A 15,275-nucleotide genomic window follows, 5' to 3' on the forward strand; every position below is an offset into this window, starting at 1 on the left:
TTCACGGGGAGGGGGTCCTCACGGGGTCGGGGCGGGCGGCGGTGGCCGACGCGGTGGCGCGGCGCAGCGGTTCGGGGTCGGCCCAGGCGGTGACGTCGACGGGTTCGGGCAGGAATCCGTGGGCGCGCAGGGCGGCCTCCTGTTCGGCGAGCAGGGCCAGCCGGTCCGGGGCGAGGCCGGGGCGCAGGGCGAGGTGGGTGCCAGGCCGGTAGGCCCCGGCGACTCCTTCGGCGCCCGCACCGGTCTCGGCGCCGAGGATGCGGGCGACCTCGGCGGGCTGTCCGGCGGCCCAGTCGGCGGCCCTGAGCAGGACGGCGAGGAAGCGGTCGACGAGTCCGGGGTGCGCGTCGAGGAGTTCCTGGTGGACGGTGATGGGGCGCGGGGTGCCGTTGTTGACGCGGAAGCGGCCGGGCAGGTCGTCGAGTTCGACGGCGACCTCCGCACCCGCGCGCCGGGCGGCCTCGACGGCCCGGGCGCCCTTCACGTACACGGCGTCGACCTCGCCCCGGCGCAGCGCCGCCAGTTCGGCGGCCCACTGGCCCCGGTGTCCGGCGGCGGGTACGTCGACGAACGCGGCGTCGTCCGGGGTGAGCCCGGCGGCGGCGAGCGCGCCGTCGAAGCCGCGCAGGGCCATGGCCCGCCAGAAGTCGATGGCGATGGCGTGGACGGGGGCGGCGAGCCGCAGCCCGCGCAGGGACTCGGCGCCCCGGATGCCGGAGCCGGGGCGGACGAGGACGGTCTGCCGTTCCTCGATCCAGGTCAGGCCGATGAGCCGGGTCCGTTCGCCGCGTGACCGGGCCCACAGCGCGGGGACGTTGCCGCCCTCGCGGAAGAGGCCGGGCAGGGCATGCGTGAAGTGGGCGGCCGGGTCGGTGCCGGGGGCGTTGTCCTGGAGGGAGCGGACGGTGATGCCGTCGGGGGCGAACTCCTCGGTGAGCCAGCCGCGGTCGGCGGCGATGCCGGTCGCGGTGGGGACGGGACAGCGGGTGAACCAGAGCGTCGAAGGCAGGACGGCAGGCGTCATGGGATCTTCCCGAGGGGTCGGTGCGGCGGAAGGAGGGTGCCGGGGTGCACCGGATCAACTCCGGGGCCCGGTCACCGGGTACGGCGGGCACCCCGTCGCACCGGAGCACGGCAGGGGCGACGAGGGCAGGAAGGGCGCGAGGCGCGGAGAGGAGGAGCCGCGGGGTGTCAGCGACAGGCGGCGCTGGCGACCCGTGCCAGGTCGATGTGGCGGCGCAGCGTCAGGGCGAGCGGGACCGGAGCGGCGTGGACACGGTCCGCGGTTCGGCGGTCGGCCATGGCACTGCTCCCTTCCGTTCGTCGGGCTGACGTGCCGAGACTGCCACGCGCCGGGACGGCCCCACAACTCGCTTCCCATGATGTGGGATTCGGTATGAACGCGGTGTTTCGGCACCCCGTTCCGCACGACTCCGGCTCCCGTAATGTGGCACCTTCGGCCCGGTCACGGCCCCCGGGACCCGGCCGCGGCACCCGACGAGCGGAGAGTGAACCGACATGGCCGAGGACGCGACGACGCGTGCCCCCGGCGGCGCGCAGGCCGTGCGGCGGGCCTTGGACGTCCTGCACTGCTTCCATGACAACGGCCCCGATCTCAGCGCCTCGGACCTCGCCCGCCGCCTCGGCCTCTCCGGCTCCACGGCGCACCGGCTGGCCCGTACGCTGCTCGGCGCGGGCTTCCTGGAGCAGGACGCCCGGACGTCCCGCTACCGGCTGGGCCCCGCGGTGACCGAGCTGGGCAGGCTCTCGTACCACCAGCGCGGTCTGCATCTGGCCGCTCCCGAGCTCGCCGATCTCGCCGGGCGGACCGGGGCCACCGCCGATCTGGCCCTGCGCAGCGGCCCGCACGCGGTGATCGTCGCGGGCGGTTCGGTCACCCCGAGGACGGGGCTGCGCAGGCCGCTGCACTCCACCGCGCTCGGCAAGGTCCTGCTGGCCTGGGCCCGGCCGGGCGAGGGCGGACCCGCCTCACTGCCCCCGCTGCCGGCCTTCACCGACCGTACGATCGTCGAACCAGCGGCGCTGGAGGCCGAGTTGGCGCGGGTGCGGGCCGAGGGGTACGCGGTCAACGACGGCGAGTCGGCGCACGGGGTGCGGACCCTGGCGGTCCCGGTGCTCGACGTCGCCGGGCACGCCCGGTTCGCGCTGGCGCTCCGGGCCACCCCGTCGGTGATCACCGACGAGCGCGCCGACTGGTTCCTGGAGCGGGCCCGGTCCTGCGCACGGGCTCTGGAGGTGCTGCTGCTCCCTCCGGCCGAGCGCCGTCCGCCCGCGCCCTGAGCAGGGGGGCTGTCGGTGCCGCGTGGCACGATAGGAGCCGTCCGGGGAGGGACCGGACCGGGCGGGGGACGGCAGCCGGGCTGCGCGGACAGAGGGACGTGGATGACACAGGCCGGGGTCGTGGAGGAGGCGGCGCCCACCGGGCGGGCCGCCCGGGAGCTGCTGGAGCGGGCCGATGTGCTGCTGGCGTCCGCCCGCACCGTCCTGGCCGACCACACCGGCGCCGTGGACGCCGTGCGCAAGGTGCTGGACCCGCTCCTCGACGGCCTGGTCGGCCGGGAGCTGGCCGTGATCCCGGTGTCCCGGCTGAAGGACGTCACCGAGGGCCGGCTGCGGATCGGCGCGTTCGACCAGGCCGGTTTCACGACCGTGGGCCAGGTACACGCCGCCGGGCGGTACGAGCTGCAGCAGATCCCCGGGGTCGGTTCGCAGACCGCCGCCCAGGCACTGGCCGCGGCCGGGCAGATCGCCCACGCGGTACGGGAGACGGTCGCGGTCCGGATCTCCGTGGAGGAACCGGACGAGACGACGACCGCGCTGGTCATGGCCCTGCACCGGCTGGTCGATGCCGGGCCGGACGTCCGCCGGGCGGTCGACGCGGCGGGCCGGCTGGCCGGGCGGCTCGAACCGCTGCTGGTCGCCGCGGGTCCGGCCCGGCGCCGGATGCGGATGCTGTTCACCGGCCGGGAGAACCGTTCCCGGGCGCTGGAGGCCGTCGCCGACGTCCGTGATGTCGTCGCCGAGGCGGAGCGGTGCGAGCTGTCGCTGCTGTTCGCGCAGGTCTCGGTCGACCTGCTGCGGGCCGGGGAGTCCGACGTCGCGGCCTGGGTCGACTTCGAGCTGCGGTCCGCCGAGTACTACAGCCTGCTCGCCGAGCTGTCCGGCCTCAGCCCCGACCGGGACGCGGCCGAGGGTTTCCTGCCGTCCGGAATAGCGGAGCGGGTCCGCGAACTCCAGCTGGACGACGCCCGGTTGCGGGTATCACTGCGCGGTTACCAGTCGTTCGGGGCCCGGTTCGCCCTCGCGCAGAAGCGGGTGATCCTCGGTGACGAGATGGGGCTCGGCAAGACGATCCAGGCCATCGCCGCGCTCGCCCACCTCTCGGCGCGCGGCGAGACGCACTTCCTGGTGGTCTGCCCGGCCAGTGTGCTGATCAACTGGGTGCGGGAGGTCCGCGCCCGCTCCACGCTGCGCACCCTGCCGGTGCACGGCCCCGAGCGGCGGGCCGCCTTCGACGCGTGGCGCGAGGGCGGCGGGGTCGCCCTCACCACGTTCGACGCGCTGCACACCCTGCCCGACGCGGCGGGGTGCGGTCTGCGCCCCGGCATGCTGGTGGTCGACGAGGCGCACTACGTCAAGAACCCCGCCACCCGCCGCGCCCAGGCCGTCTCCGGCTGGACGCAGCACACCGAACGGGTGCTGTTCCTGACCGGTACGCCCATGGAGAACCGGGTCGAGGAGTTCCGCAGCCTGGTCCGGCACCTCCAGCCGGAGCTGGCCCCCTCGATACGCGTCACGCACGGCGCCGCCGGTTCGCTCGCCTTCCGCCGGGCGGTGGCCCCGGCCTATCTGCGCCGCAACCAGGTGGACGTGCTGACCGAGCTGCCCGCGCTGGTACAGGTCGACGAGTGGGAGGAGTTCGGCCCGGAGGACCTGGAGGTCTACCGCGCGGCGGTGCGGGCCGGGCATTTCATGCGGATGCGCCGGGCCGCGTACGCCTGTCCGGAGACGTCGGCGAAGCTGCACCGGCTGCGGGAGCTGGTGGCCGAGGCCTCGGAGGGCGGGCTGAAGGTGGTGGTGTTCTCGTACTTCCGCGAGGTGCTCGACACGGTCGGACAGGCGCTGGACTCGCCGGTGTTCGGCCCGCTGTCGGGGCGGCTCGCGGCCGCCGGGCGGCAGCGGCTGATCGACGACTTCACCGCGACGGACGGCCACGCCGTGCTGCTCAGCCAGATCCAGGCGGGCGGGGTCGGGCTGAACATGCAGGCGGCCTCGGTGGTCATCCTCTGCGAGCCGCAGATCAAGCCGACGATGGAGCACCAGGCGGTGGCCCGAGCCCATCGGATGGGCCAGATACGGACGGTCCGGGTGCACCGGCTCCTCGCGACGGACAGCGTCGACCAGCGGATGCTCGACATCCTGGCCCGCAAGGAGCGCCTGTTCGACCTCTACGCGCGGCGCAGCGACGTCGCCGAGACGACGCCCGACGCGGTGGACGTGTCGGACGGGACGCTGGCCCGGCGGATCGTGGAGGAGGAGCAGCAGCGCCTGGTGACCGGTGCGGCGGGTACGGACGGGGAGTTCACGGCCGACACGGGCGAGGCGGAAGCGGACGGGGCGGACGCGGACGTGGCTGATACGGACGCGGCGGATCCGGTGGGCCCGGCCTGATCAGCCGGTTGTGGCCGCGTGCCGGGGCATCCGGTCGCGGCCGCCGGGGTGCCGGTGGCGCCACACCCAGAACACCGTGCAGGAGACCAGCGCCCAGGCCCCGAGCACCAGGAACGGGAAGAGCCGCTGGTGCCCCTGGTAGTAGACGGCGCTGTGCTGGGCGTTGACGGAGGCGCCGGGCGGCAGCCAGCGCCCGATGTACCCGAGCGGGGAGGGAAGCAGCGGCCAGGAGACCGCGCCGCCGGACGACGGGTTGCCCAGCAGGACCATGAGGCCCCAGGTCGGGATCATCGCCCAGCGTCCCATCAGGGTGTTGAACATGGTGAAGACCATGCCGCTGGTGAACATCGTGAAGGCCAGGATCAGCCAGGACTCGACGAACGGCAGGTCCACCGCGCCCAGCAGCCAGTCGACCACCGCGGCGATCACGAAACCGCCGAGCAGGGAGTAGGCGACGGTGAAGGCGATCCGTTCCAGCGGGATCAGGCTCCGGGCGTGCACGCTGAGCTGGATCGCTCCGACGAAGCCGACGATGACGGCGGCGAGCGAGATGTAGAAGAGGGCGAGGCCGCGCGGGTCGCCCGGCTGGAGCGGTTTGATGTCCTTCACCGCCACCGGTTCGCCGATCTCCTTGGCCACCTTCACCGCGGACTGGGTGAGCAGTTCGGCGACGGTGGCCCCGGAGGCGCTCGCGACGTCCAGCGACACGCCGCGGTCGGTGGCCCGCATGATCGCGAAGACCTCCTGCTCCTCCAGCGCGTGGCGGGCCCGGTCCCGGGTCGCGAAGACATGGACGTCGAGCGAGGTGTCGAGTGCCTCGTCCATCCCCGCGACGAACTCCTGCCCCCTGCCCTGACCGGTGTCGCTGACCACCGCGACCGGGATCGTGTGCGGGGTCGGGTTGGCCATCGCGTACGTGTAGGAGCCCGCGAAGAGACCGGCGGCCGCGGCGACGATGAACACCAGGACGGTGGCGGGGAAGTACGGCGACTTCTTGAACGCGGCCCACTTCTCCGCCCGGCCCGCCGGCCTGCCGTGCGCCCCGTGCGGGGAGGTGGGTCCCAGGTCGGGGGCGCTCATTGCGTGGCGTCCCCGTCGTGCCGGGCCCGGCTCGGCTGGACGCGTTTGGGCTCGCCCGGCATCTTCGGGTACTCCGGCGGATAGGGCAGGTCGCCCAGGCCCCGTTCGTGTCCGTCGCGGTCGGCCAGCTCCAGCAGCGCGTCCAGCCGGAAGGCGTGCTCGTCCATGTCGGCGTGGACGTCGCCCACGTCCGCGTAGCGCCCGGGCATGGTCCGGATGTCGAAGTCGCGCGGTTCGGCGTCGTCGATCTCCTCCCAGCGCAGCGGGGCGGAGACCGGGGCGTGGGGGCGGGGGCGTACCGAGTAGGCGGAGGCGATGGTGCGGTCGCGGGCCGTCTGGTTGTAGTCCACGAAGATCCGCTCGCCGCGTTCCTCCTTCCACCAGGCCGTGGTCACCCGGTCCGGCATCCGCCGTTCCAGTTCCCGCCCGGCGGCGATGGTGGCCCGTCTGACCTCGGTGAACGTCCATTTCGGGGCGATCGGCACGAAGACGTGCAGGCCCCGGCCGCCGGAGGTCTTGGGCCAGCCGCGCAGCCCGTGGTCGTCCAGGACGGACCGCAGTTCGTGGGCGGCGCGCACCGCGTCGGCGTAATCCGTGCCGGGCTGCGGGTCGAGGTCGATGCGGAGTTCGTCGGGGTGGTCGGTGTCGGCGGAGCGGACCGGCCAGGGGTGGAAGGTGAGGGTGCCGAGGTTGGCCGCCCAGAGGACGGCGGCCGGTTCGGTGGGGCAGATCTCGTCGGCGGTACGGCCGCTGGGGAAGGCGATGCGTGCGGTGGGAATCCAGTCGGGCAGGTTCTTCGGGGCGCGTTTCTGGTAGAAGAATTCGCCCTCGATCCCGTCCACAAAGCGCTGGAGCGTGGTGGGGCGGTCGCGCAGGGCGCGGGTGATGCCGGGGGCCACGGCCAGGAAGTACTCGGCCACGTCCCTCTTGGTGTAGCCCTTCTCCGGGAAGTAGACCTTGTCCGGGTTGGAGAGCCGCACGGCCCGCCCGTCGACGTCGAGTTCCACTGCCTTCACCGCTGCGCCCATGACGGTCACGGTAGGCCGGGCTCACCTATGCCGCATATCGGGCGACACGCGGCAGGTCGTACGGGAGGATCGGGCCATGGACCTGCCGGTGATGCCGCCCGTGAAGCCGATGCTCGCCAAGGCCGTGGCCACGATCCCGCCGGGTATGCAGTACGAGGCCAAGTGGGACGGGTTCCGGGCGATCGTGCACCGGGACGGCGACGAGGTCGTGATCGGCAGCCGCACCGGCAAGCCGCTGACCCGCTACTTCCCCGAGCTGGTCACCGCCGTACGGGACAACCTGCCGCCGCGCTGCGTGATCGACGGCGAGATCGTGGTCGCCCACGACGGGCGGCTGGACTTCGACCGGCTCAGCGAGCGCATCCACCCGGCGGCGTCCCGGGTACGGCTGCTCGCCGAACGGAACCCGGCCAGTCTGATCGCCTTCGACGTGCTGGCGGTGGGGGACGAGTCGCTGCTCGCCACCCCGCAGGCCGACCGGCGCGCCGTGCTGGTGGCGGCGCTGTCCGGGGCCGCTCCCCCGGTCCATCTGGCCCCGGCCACCACCGACCGGGACATCGCCCTCGAATGGTTCGAGCGGTACGAGGGCGCCGGGCTGGACGGCGTGGTGGCCAAGCCGCTCGGCCTGCCGTACCGCCCGGACGTCCGGGTGATGTACAAGATCAAGCACGAGCGCACCGCCGACTGCGTGGTGGCCGGGTACCGGCTCCACAAGAGCGGCCCGGTCGTCGGCTCGCTGCTGCTCGGGCTGTACGACTCCGAGGGCGTCCTCCAGCACGTGGGGGTCTGCTCGGCGTTCCCGATGAAGCGGCGCGCGGAACTGGTCGCCGAGCTGGAGCCGCTGCGCACCGGCTTCGACGGCCATCCGTGGGCGGCCTGGGAGGACTCCGGGGCGCACGAGCGGGCCCGGCTGCCGGGGGCGCCGAGCCGCTGGTCGGGGAAGAAGGACCAGTCCTGGGTGCCGCTGCGCCCGGAGCGGGTCTGCGAGGTGGCGTACGAGCACATGGAGGGCGACCGGTTCCGGCACACCGCCCGGTTCCGCCGGTGGCGGCCGGACCGCACCCCCGCCAGTTGCACCTACGCGCAGCTGGAGGAGGTGGTGCGGTACGACCTGGCCGAGGTGCTGTCAGCCGGTGGCGGCTGAACCGGTGGACGCCGGGTCGGTCGGGGTGGCACACGGATCGTCGCTCGCCGTCGGGTCCGGCTCGGGCGTGGTCGTGTCACCGGGATCCGGGGTCGCCGGGTCCGTCGGGCAGGTGGGGGTGGGCTCCGGGGTGCCGGGGTCGGGGCTCCCGCCGGGGTCCGGGCTCGCCGAGCCGCTGTCGGTGGGGTCGGGCGAGCCGCTGCCCGGGTCGGTGGGGTCCGGGGAGCCGGGGGCGGACGGGGAGGTGGTCGGCGAGCCGGAGGGCTTCGGGGTGGCCGAGCCGGAGGGGTGGGGCGAGCCGGAGGGCTGCGGGCCGACGATGATGCCGCCGTCCGGGGCGCCGGGGCCGCCGACCGGGTGCTTCGGCTTGTTCGGTCCGCCCGCGCCGGGGCTCTTGGGGACGACGCCCTTGCCGTCGGCCACCGGGTGGATGCCCTTGCGGTAGAAATCCAGCCAGGACAGCACGGTGCGCAGATAGGTGTCCGAGTGGTTGTAGCTGAGGACCGCCCGGTCCAGGTCCGCCTTGACCGACAGATCCCGCGAACCGGCGCAGAGGTAGGACCCGGCGGCGAGCGCGGCGTCGAAGACGTTGTTCGGGTCGCTGCGGCCGTCGCCGTTGCCGTCCTTGCCCCAGTGGGCCCAGGTGGAGGGGATGAACTGCATCGGGCCGACCGCCCGGTCGTAACCGCGGTCGCCGTCGTACCGTCCGTTGTCGGTGTCGGGGATGCGGGCGAAGCCGTCACCGTTGAGGACCGGGCCGAGGATCGGGGTGAGGGTGGTGCCCCGCGCGTCCACCCGTCCGCCGCCCGCGTGGCCGGACTCGACCTTGCCGATCGCCGCGAGCAGCTGCCACGGCAGTCGGCAGCCGGGGGCGGTCCGCGCGAGGTCGCTCTCCGCCTTGCGGTAGGCGGCGAGCACGGTGGCGGGGATGCCCGCCTCGGCCCAGGCGCGGACGGCGACCGGGCTCTGCTTCGCCCCGGGCCCGGGCGGCTTCGGCGAGGCCAGCGGCGGGAGTTCGGTGTGGTACGAGTCGTCGTTGGGCACCTGCGTCCACGTGACCTCGTCCGTCTCCCGGGTCTTGTCCGGCTTCGTCCGCTGGCTCGCGAGTCCCGGTGCCTGGGACGCGGTGAGCGCGGCCACCGCGGCGACCGCGACGGCCGTGCCGCCGAGTCCGCGGCGCATCGTGCCGTTGATCCTCATGCGTGCCCCTCTCTTCCCCCGGGTCGCCGGGTCAGCGGGTGAACGTGTCGATGGAGGAGATCCGCCAGGTGCCGCCCCGGCGGACCGCGTCCACGGCGAACATGGCGGCGGCGTAGGTGGTCTCGTCGGACGCGCCGGTACGGGTGTTGCTCTGGTCGGCGAAGATCAGCAGTCGGGCCCGGTCGCCGTCGAGCAGCTCCACCCCGCTGTCGGTGACGGTCGTGGTCAGCACCAGCTTCTGCTTCTGCCCCTGCGCCCGGACCTGGGCCAGCATGTCCTTGTGCTGCTGCACCGCCTTGCCGACCAGATGTCCGGCGGCGGCCTCCTCGGAGCGCTCCGGCGCGGCGTAGTTGTACGAGAACACCGCGCCGACGGCGTCGGCGATCTGACCCTTCACCTCGCTGGTGCGGGCGATGTCGGTGAGGGCGGTGTTCTGCCGGGACGGGTCGTCGCGCAGATCGGCGGCCGAGCCGAACGCCCAGGCGGCGAAGGCTCCGAGCAGCACGGTCAGGGCGCAGAGGACGACGGGCAGCCGCTCCCGCAGGCCGGTGGTCCGCGGTGCCTTCGTCGACCGTCCGTCGGCGGCCGCGGCGTCCTTCTCCTCGGAGTTCTCGGGTTCGTCGGAACTCTCGGGTACGTCGGAGCCCTCGGAGTCGGCGGATTCACCGGCGGGGGCGTCCTTCACCGCAGCCGCGGCGTCCGGCTCCCCGGGGGCGGCGGGCGCGCGTTCCGGGGCGGCGGTGCGCTCCGCCGCGACGGTGGCCAGCCGGCGCTGGCGGTTGACGAGGTGACGGGTCGTCGACATGTCCGGGATCCTCTCGGTGGCGGGGTGGGGTTCGGTGGCGTCAGCCGGCGGTGTTGCCGACGGGCGCCTGGCCGAGGGCGCTGAGCTTCCACCCCTCGGAGGTCCGGGTGAGCTTGCCGAGCATCCGGCTCTCCTTCACCGCGGGCTTGCCCTTCGGCGCCGTCACGGTGACCCGCAGGGCCACCATCACCCCGGCCTTGCCCGCCCGGTCGTCGAGTTCGGTCACCGCCCCGGAGAGGATCTGGGCCGTGCTGACCGTCTTCGCCTCCTGGATCTGCTTGATGAACGCGGACCGCCCGTCGACGAGTTGCTGGTGCAGGTCGCCGGTGGTGGAGTCCTCCCAGCTGTCGAGGCCCTTCTCCAGCTTCCGGTGGTCGAGGGTGTTCATGTTCTGCACGGCCTGCTCCCCCGCCGCCAGCGCCGCGTCGCGGGCCTGTGCGTAGGCGGCCGAGTCGTCGTGCGCGGCGCCGTACCAGGACACCCCGCCCCAGGCCGCCGCGCCGGTCGCCGCGACCGTCAGGACGACCGCCGCCACCATCAGCGGGTTCCTCGTCTTCCGTACCCGTGCCATGTGCTGTCTCTCTTCTGCTCTGCCGGCCGTTGCGTACCGAGTCGCGCGGACGCTGCTATCTGGCGGTGATCTCGACCACGGTCCAGCGCCCGTCGCGCAGTTGCGCGGTGACGGAGAGCTGGGCCGCCGCCGTGGTGGCGGGCTTTCCCGCGCGCTCGTAGACCTGGTCGAGGAAGACCAGCAGGTGCGCGCTGTCGTCCGTCAGCCGGGTGACCCCGGCGCGTACGACGTGGGTGGTGAGGGTCAGCTTCTGGTCGGCGGCCTGCTTCTCGACCTGGCCGAACAGGGCCGCGTACTGCTGGAGCGCCTTGCCCGCCAGCAGTTGCTTCGCCGACTCCTTGGTGACGCCGGTGGCCTGCGGGCTGTACGAGAAGACCTTGCCGAGCGCGTTGCTGACATCGCCCGCCACCCGGGTGGTCGCCTCACTGTCGGTCAGCGCGTGGTTCGCGGTGGCGGGGGTGTCACGCAGGGCACGGCCCTGGGCGAACAGCACCCCGCCGGCCACCAGCAGCACGACGGAGAGGACCGCCGCGACGACGCGCGGCCACCGCCGGGCGGGGGCCGCCCGCGCCGGCTCCGGCGCGGCCCCGGTCCCCTCGGTGCCGGGGTCCGCCCCGGTCCCCTCGGCGCTCCGGTCCGCTCCGGTCGTCCCCGCGCTCTCGTCCGTCCCGGTCTCCCGGGCCTCCGCGTCGGTGTCGGTGCTCACGACCGCCGTCCCTCCCCGTTCGTTCATGCGCCGCCCCCGACCGGGATCGCCGTGAGGGCCTTGATCTTCCAGCCGTCCGGGGTCCGGGCCAGCGTGGCCTCGAAGCGCTTGCGCTCGGTGCCCGGCTGCCCGGTGCGCGGGGTGACCTCGACGTCGACGGTCGCGATCATCTCGGCGGTTCCGGCCCGCTCGTCGAGCGCCGTGAGCGCGGCGTCGGTGACCTTCCCGCGGGCGGTGGCACCGGCCTTGGTCAGCTCCTTCGCGTCCTCGCCCCGGGTGCGTCCGAGCCGGTCGTGGAGCGGACCGGTCGCGGAGTCGAGCCAGGCGCCGAGGCCGGCGTCCACGCTCCGGGCGTCCTTGGCGTCGAGGCTGTTGAGCAGGGCGAGGCGGTGCTTGCCGTCGGCCAGCGCGGCGTCCCGGCTCTTCGCGTAGGCCAGGTTCTCGTCACCGCGCGCCCCCAGGTACGACCAGCCGCCGAGCGCGCAGACCGCCGCGGCGACCAGCAGCACCATCCAGCCGGTCAGGCTCTTCCCGCGGGGGGTCATCGGCCGCCCTCCTGACCGAGGCCCAGGAGTCCCGCCATGGCGTCGCCGCCGCGCGGGGCCCGGCCGGTGACGCCGAGCGCGCCGGGGAGCCGGCCCGCTTCCCGGTCGCCCAGCAGCATCGATCCGGGCTTGGCGGGCTCGGGGACGGCGCCGCCCTTCGGGGCGTTGGCGCTGCCGCGCACGTTGATGCCGGTGCCGGGTGAGGAGGTGCAGCGGGCCTTGGTGTTGACGGGCGGTCCGGCGGTGGTGTCCAGGCCGGCCCGGTAGGTCGTGCCGCCGTATCCGGCGGTGCACGGCAGGGGTTCGAAGAAGGTGACGGACATCCCGAACCGGGCGCCGTTCTCGTCGATCGCGCTGGACCCGGCCGCGGCGACCGCGGGCAGCTTGACCAGGAGCTCCTCCAGACCGCGCTGGCGGGTGACGGCCACCTCGGAGGTGGTGAGGAGGTTGGCGACGACGACACCGAAGGCCGGGTCGACGTCCCGCAGCAGTCCGCTGATCTGCCCGGTGGCGTCGGGGGCGGCCGCGATCAGCCTGCGCAGATCGGTGTCGGAGCTCTTGAGCTGGGCGGCGAGTTCCTCGGCACCGGAGGCGAAGCCCCTGAGCGCCTCGCCCTGTTCGGCCTGGGTGCGCAGCACGGTCCGGCCGTCGGCCATCAGCCTGGTGGTGGTGGGCAGTGCCTTGTCCGCCGCCTGGACGAAGTCGCTGCTGGTGTCGAGCAGTACCTGGAGGTCGTCGCCGCGCCCCTCGAACGCGGTGCCGAACTCGTCGACGACCGTGCGCAGGGATTCCAGGTTCACCGAGCCCGCCAGGTCGTTGACGCTGGTGAGGACGTTGGTGACGGGGGCGGGCACGGTGGTGTCGGCCTGGTCGATGACCGAGCCGTCCGCCAGGTACGGGCCGCCGACGCGGGTGGGCCGCAGGTCGACGTACTGCTCGCCGACGGCGGAGAGGCTGGCGACCACGGCCTTCAGCCCGTCCGGGATCCTCGGCGCGTCCTTCTCGATGCGCAGTTCGGCCTCGACGCCGTCGTCGGTCAGCTCGATGGGGCCGACCCGGCCCACCGAGACGCCCCGGTAGGTCACGTTGGAGTGGGTGTAGAGCCCGCCGGTGCGCGGGAGTTGGACCTTGACGGTGTAGTAGCTGCGCAGGCCGACGTAGTGGCCGAGGTCGGCGTACCGCACCCCGAGGAAGCCGAGCACGAGCACGGCGATGATCAGGAACGAGATGTTCTTGAGCCGGATGGCGAGAGTGATCATCGGCTGCTCCCGTCGGTGCCCGCGGTCGGGATCGCGGGGAGCGGCAGGGGCAGGGAACGCGTGGTGGCGGCCCCGCTCTTCGGTGCCTCTGCCGGGATCAGCGACGGGACGATCTGTGTGCCGGGCATGGCCGTCACATCCAGGTAGACGTTGAGGTAGTCGCCCTTCACTCCGCGCAGCACCTCGTCCGTGAACGGGTAGGTGAGCAGCACCTGGAGGGAGTCGGGCAGGTCGCGGCCGGAGTCGGCGAGCGCCTTGAGGCTTGGCGCGAGGGCCTTGAGGTCGGCGATCATGTCGGCCTTGCTCTTGTCGATCGTGTCGACGGCGACGTCGGAGAGGGTGTCGAGCGACCGGAGCATGGTGAGGAGCGAACCGCGCTGCTTCTCCAGCACCTTGAGGCCGGGGCTGAGTCCGGTGAGGACCGTGCCGACGTCCTGTTTGCGGGTGGCGAGGGTGGCGGAGAGCCGGTTCACCCCGTCGAGGGCGTCGGTGATGTCCTTCTTGTGGTCGTCCAGGTTGGTCACGAGGGTGTCGACCCGGCGGAGCATGGACCGGACCTCGGGTTCGCGGCCCGAGAGCGCCTTGTTGAGTTCGGTGGTGATGGTCTTGAGCTGGTTGACGCCGCCGCCGTTGAGGAGCATCGACAGGGCGCCGAAGACCTCTTCGACCTCGGGGTTGCGGTTGGTGCGGGCCAGCGGGATGCGGTCCCCGTCGGCGAGGTGGGCCGGCGCGGCGCCGTTGGCGGGGGCGGAGAGCTGGACGTACTTCTCGCCGAGGAGGCTGGACTGCTCCAGGTGGGCGTAGGCGTTCGCGGGCAGTTCGACCTTGCCGTTGACCCGCATGGTGACCTTGGCGTTCCAGCTGTCCGAGGAGAGCGAGATCCTGGTGACCCGGCCGACGGCGACGTCGTTGACCTTCACCGAGGCCTGCGGGGCGAGGCTGAGCACGTCCGCGAACTCGGCGGTGATCTCGTACGGGTGGTCGCCGAGGTCGGCGCCGCCGGGCAGCGGGAGCTGGTCGATGCCGGTGAACGTGGGCAGGCCGGAGTTGGCGACGACGAGGGCGAGGCCGACGCCCACCGCCAGCAGGGCGGCGACCCCGGTGGTACGGGCTCCGGGTCTGCGCAGCGCTGGGCTCATCGGTTCGCCCCCTTCTTCTGCGTTTCGGTCTTCGCCGGGGTGCCGTAGACGGTGCCGACGGCGGGCAGCGGCAGGCCGGGCAGCGCCTTCTGGCGTGCGGTGTCCACCGGTGCGAGGCCGGCGAGCCCGGGGCTCTCGGTGAGCGGTCCGCCCATGGACAGCTCGTTGAGGTTGGTGCGGCCGTTGAGGGTGCGGTTGGCCGGGTCGTAGGCGTTGAGGACGTTGCCCGCGGCGAGCGGCAGGGTGTCCATCGCCTCGGCGAGCGAGGCCCGCTGGTCGACCAGGCTCTGGGTGATCGGCACGAGGGCCTCGACGTTCTTCTTGAGCGCGCCGCGGTTCTTCTGAATGAATCCCTTGACCTGGGCGAGCGCGGTGCCCAGTTCCTTCAGTGCGGCGCCGAGGTTCTCCTTGTCGTCGGCGAGGAAGCCGGTGACGGAGTTGAGCTGCTGTTCGGCGTCGCGGACGTTGCCGTCGTTCTCCTTCAGCATGGTGGTGAAGGACTGGAGGTAGGACAGGGTGTCGAAGAGGTTGCCGCTGCTCTTGTCGAGGGTCTTGGTGGCCTTGCCGAACTGTTCGATGGAGTCGCCGATGGCCGCGCCGTTGCCGTCGAGGTTCTTGGCCCCGGTGTCGAGCAGGTCGGTGAGCGCCCCGTCGGCGTTGGCACCGTCCGGGCCGAGGGACTTGGAGAGCTCGGTGATGGAGTCGTACAGCTGGTCCACCTCGATGGGGGTGGCGTTGCCGGCGGCGGGCAGTACGGCGTCGTCCGCCAGCTCCGGGCCGCCGTCGTAGGCGGGGGCGAGCTGGACGTAGCGGTCGGCGACCAGGCTGGGCGCGACGACGACGGCGTGCGCGTCCTTGGGGACCTTGACGCCCTTGTCGAGGCGGAGGGTGACCCTGACCTCCTTGCCGCGGGGGGTGACCGACTCGACCGTGCCGACCCGCACGCCGAGGACGCGCAGGTCGGACCCGGCGTACACACCGGTGGCCTGGTCGAAGTAGGCGGTGATGGTCGTTCCCTCGTCATCCATGGCCAGGACCCCGGTGGTGGCGGCCACGGCCACCACGGCGAGTCCGGCGCCGATGCCGACGATGCGCTTCATTCTCAT

15 protein-coding genes are annotated in these 15,275 nt (G+C 73.3%); 3 read left to right on the forward strand and 12 right to left on the reverse strand.

Translation table 11 applies throughout. From position 1 onward, the window contains the following. Position 1: 1 nt before the first annotated feature. Together ACWC97_RS02490 and ACWC97_RS02495 are read right to left on the reverse strand one after the other, a co-directional pair. Positions 2-1,024 carry an ABC transporter substrate-binding protein gene (locus ACWC97_RS02490; protein WP_352274730.1) on the reverse strand — a complete coding sequence of 341 codons (1,023 nt, stop codon included), beginning with the start codon at positions 1,022-1,024 and terminating at the stop codon, positions 2-4. A gap of 167 nt (positions 1,025-1,191) precedes the next feature. Beyond that, positions 1,192-1,302, reverse strand: a complete 111-nt coding sequence (locus ACWC97_RS02495; RefSeq protein ID WP_366298210.1) for a putative leader peptide — start codon at positions 1,300-1,302, stop codon at positions 1,192-1,194. Between the two features lie 216 nt (positions 1,303-1,518). Between ACWC97_RS02495 and ACWC97_RS02500 the strand changes: the two genes are divergently transcribed. After that, complete coding sequence (locus ACWC97_RS02500; protein ID WP_352274732.1) at positions 1,519-2,301, forward strand: IclR family transcriptional regulator; 783 nt, start codon at positions 1,519-1,521, stop codon at positions 2,299-2,301. Positions 2,302-2,403: 102 nt separating this feature from the next. Beyond that, positions 2,404-4,692 carry a DEAD/DEAH box helicase gene (locus tag ACWC97_RS02505; RefSeq protein ID WP_450646946.1) on the forward strand — a complete coding sequence of 763 codons (2,289 nt, stop codon included), beginning with the start codon at positions 2,404-2,406 and terminating at the stop codon, positions 4,690-4,692. On the opposite strand, the gene ACWC97_RS02510 is transcribed toward ACWC97_RS02505, so the two are convergent. Together ACWC97_RS02510 and ligD are read right to left on the reverse strand one after the other, a co-directional pair. Further along, positions 4,693-5,772: an ABC transporter permease gene (locus tag ACWC97_RS02510; RefSeq protein ID WP_450646948.1), complete on the reverse strand. Its 1,080-nt coding sequence runs from the start codon at positions 5,770-5,772 to the stop codon at positions 4,693-4,695. After that, positions 5,769-6,779: a non-homologous end-joining DNA ligase gene (gene ligD / locus ACWC97_RS02515; RefSeq protein ID WP_352274830.1), complete on the reverse strand. Its 1,011-nt coding sequence runs from the start codon at positions 6,777-6,779 to the stop codon at positions 5,769-5,771. Before ligD ends, ACWC97_RS02510 begins: the two co-directional genes overlap by 4 nt. A gap of 97 nt (positions 6,780-6,876) precedes the next feature. Here ligD and ACWC97_RS02520 point away from each other — a divergent pair, with 97 nt between their 5' ends. Continuing rightward, complete coding sequence (locus ACWC97_RS02520) at positions 6,877-7,944, forward strand: ATP-dependent DNA ligase (protein ID WP_352274735.1); 1,068 nt, start codon at positions 6,877-6,879, stop codon at positions 7,942-7,944. Here the strand turns inward: ACWC97_RS02520 and ACWC97_RS02525 are convergent. From ACWC97_RS02525 to ACWC97_RS02560, 8 genes are all read right to left on the reverse strand, one after another. Continuing rightward, positions 7,927-9,144, reverse strand: coding sequence for a lytic transglycosylase domain-containing protein (locus ACWC97_RS02525; protein WP_352274736.1), 1,218 nt, complete (start codon positions 9,142-9,144; stop codon positions 7,927-7,929). The two genes, ACWC97_RS02520 and ACWC97_RS02525, sit on opposite strands and share 18 nt — an antisense overlap. A 31-nt stretch (positions 9,145-9,175) precedes the next feature. Continuing rightward, positions 9,176-9,949, reverse strand: a complete 774-nt coding sequence (locus ACWC97_RS02530; RefSeq protein ID WP_352274737.1) for a hypothetical protein — start codon at positions 9,947-9,949, stop codon at positions 9,176-9,178. 40 nt (positions 9,950-9,989) lie between these two features. After that, on the reverse strand, positions 9,990-10,487 hold the full coding sequence (locus ACWC97_RS02535; protein ID WP_366298244.1) for a hypothetical protein: 498 nt from the start codon (positions 10,485-10,487) through the stop codon (positions 9,990-9,992). Positions 10,488-10,575: 88 nt separating this feature from the next. After that, entirely contained in the window at positions 10,576-11,253 is a 678-nt protein-coding gene (locus ACWC97_RS02540; RefSeq protein ID WP_450646951.1) for a hypothetical protein, read from the reverse strand. Continuing rightward, positions 11,250-11,771, reverse strand: coding sequence for a hypothetical protein (locus ACWC97_RS02545; RefSeq protein WP_352274739.1), 522 nt, complete (start codon positions 11,769-11,771; stop codon positions 11,250-11,252). The genes ACWC97_RS02540 and ACWC97_RS02545 overlap by 4 nt, the downstream gene beginning before the upstream one ends. Beyond that, positions 11,768-13,030 (reverse strand): MlaD family protein, encoded by a 1,263-nt coding sequence (locus ACWC97_RS02550; RefSeq protein WP_352274740.1) that lies wholly within the window; start codon positions 13,028-13,030, stop codon positions 11,768-11,770. Before ACWC97_RS02550 ends, ACWC97_RS02545 begins: the two co-directional genes overlap by 4 nt. Beyond that, positions 13,027-14,169: an MCE family protein gene (locus ACWC97_RS02555; RefSeq protein WP_352274741.1), complete on the reverse strand. Its 1,143-nt coding sequence runs from the start codon at positions 14,167-14,169 to the stop codon at positions 13,027-13,029. The genes ACWC97_RS02550 and ACWC97_RS02555 overlap by 4 nt, the downstream gene beginning before the upstream one ends. Further along, positions 14,166-15,275 (reverse strand): MCE family protein, encoded by a 1,110-nt coding sequence (locus ACWC97_RS02560; RefSeq protein WP_450646954.1) that lies wholly within the window; start codon positions 15,273-15,275, stop codon positions 14,166-14,168. Before ACWC97_RS02560 ends, ACWC97_RS02555 begins: the two co-directional genes overlap by 4 nt.

This window comes from Streptomyces sp. NPDC001108 (assembly GCF_053598535.1).

What these genes read in the sequence shown, in the direction of transcription:
- ACWC97_RS02490 (WP_352274730.1), bottom strand. Translation starts at nt 1,024, where the DNA reads ATGACGCCTGCCGTCCTGCCTTCGACGCTCTGGTTCACCCGCTGTCCC.
- ACWC97_RS02495 (WP_366298210.1), bottom strand. Translation starts at nt 1,302, where the DNA reads ATGGCCGACCGCCGAACCGCGGACCGTGTCCACGCCGCTCCGGTCCCG.
- ACWC97_RS02500 (WP_352274732.1), top strand. Translation starts at nt 1,519, where the DNA reads ATGGCCGAGGACGCGACGACGCGTGCCCCCGGCGGCGCGCAGGCCGTG.
- ACWC97_RS02505 (WP_450646946.1), top strand. Translation starts at nt 2,404, where the DNA reads ATGACACAGGCCGGGGTCGTGGAGGAGGCGGCGCCCACCGGGCGGGCC.
- ACWC97_RS02510 (WP_450646948.1), bottom strand. Translation starts at nt 5,772, where the DNA reads ATGAGCGCCCCCGACCTGGGACCCACCTCCCCGCACGGGGCGCACGGC.
- ACWC97_RS02520 (WP_352274735.1), top strand. Translation starts at nt 6,877, where the DNA reads ATGGACCTGCCGGTGATGCCGCCCGTGAAGCCGATGCTCGCCAAGGCC.
- ACWC97_RS02525 (WP_352274736.1), bottom strand. Translation starts at nt 9,144, where the DNA reads ATGAGGATCAACGGCACGATGCGCCGCGGACTCGGCGGCACGGCCGTC.
- ACWC97_RS02530 (WP_352274737.1), bottom strand. Translation starts at nt 9,949, where the DNA reads ATGTCGACGACCCGTCACCTCGTCAACCGCCAGCGCCGGCTGGCCACC.
- ACWC97_RS02535 (WP_366298244.1), bottom strand. Translation starts at nt 10,487, where the DNA reads ATGGTGGCGGCGGTCGTCCTGACGGTCGCGGCGACCGGCGCGGCGGCC.
- ACWC97_RS02540 (WP_450646951.1), bottom strand. Translation starts at nt 11,253, where the DNA reads ATGAACGAACGGGGAGGGACGGCGGTCGTGAGCACCGACACCGACGCG.
- ACWC97_RS02545 (WP_352274739.1), bottom strand. Translation starts at nt 11,771, where the DNA reads ATGACCCCCCGCGGGAAGAGCCTGACCGGCTGGATGGTGCTGCTGGTC.
- ACWC97_RS02550 (WP_352274740.1), bottom strand. Translation starts at nt 13,030, where the DNA reads ATGATCACTCTCGCCATCCGGCTCAAGAACATCTCGTTCCTGATCATC.
- ACWC97_RS02555 (WP_352274741.1), bottom strand. Translation starts at nt 14,169, where the DNA reads ATGAGCCCAGCGCTGCGCAGACCCGGAGCCCGTACCACCGGGGTCGCC.
- ACWC97_RS02560 (WP_450646954.1), bottom strand. Translation starts at nt 15,275, where the DNA reads ATGAGAATGAAGCGCATCGTCGGCATCGGCGCCGGACTCGCCGTGGTG.